Origin of the sequence: Oxobacter pfennigii, assembly GCF_001317355.1 — a bacterium.
Taxonomy (GTDB): Bacteria; Bacillota; Clostridia; order Clostridiales; family Oxobacteraceae; genus Oxobacter; species Oxobacter pfennigii.
In genome coordinates this window covers 1-575 of record NZ_LKET01000069.1, presented here as the reverse complement: position 1 = coordinate 575, position 575 = coordinate 1, and the positions used below count along the sequence as shown (strand labels likewise).

1 protein-coding gene is annotated in these 575 nt (G+C 40.2%); it reads left to right on the top strand.

Annotated elements, in window-relative coordinates:
- Positions 1–25 precede the first annotated feature (25 nt).
- A partial coding sequence (locus OXPF_RS22745; RefSeq protein WP_160317293.1) for a hypothetical protein occupies positions 26–575 on the top strand: 550 nt, incomplete at its 3' end.

Sequence of the window (575 nt, the reverse complement as noted above, 5' to 3'; positions counted from 1 at the left end):
TCCTAACGGAAACTATATCCGCGATATGACAGACAGCTCAGGAAACAAAGTGACATATAACTATAACCAGACAAAAGGCACACTGGATTCTGTCGTTGACCCTAAGGGTAAACAGACATCATACGGGCATGATAATAACGACAGGCTGACAAGTGTATCCAAGATGGTAAGCGGTGAAACTGTTCAGAACAGCTATACTTATGAGAATGACAGGATAAAAACAATAAATCACAATGACTTTTACTACAAATTCGATTATGACAACTTAGGAAATGTTTCCGAAGTGAAAGTAAAAGAGAACAGGTCATTGATAAAGAATACCTATGCGGTAGAAGCCGGCGGCGGGTTAAATATAAAAACCAACAAGCTTCAGGAATCGGAATACGGAAACGGCCAGAAGGTTGGGTATCAGTACGATATATTGGACAGAATAATGGCAAGGACGTACAATGGTTCCACGAGGCACTGGTATACTTATGACAGTGCCGGGAATTTGGGATATCATGACGATATAGTAAACGGAGTAAAATATAGGTATGTTTACGATCTTGCAAACAGGCTTTCAGAAGTAAGAG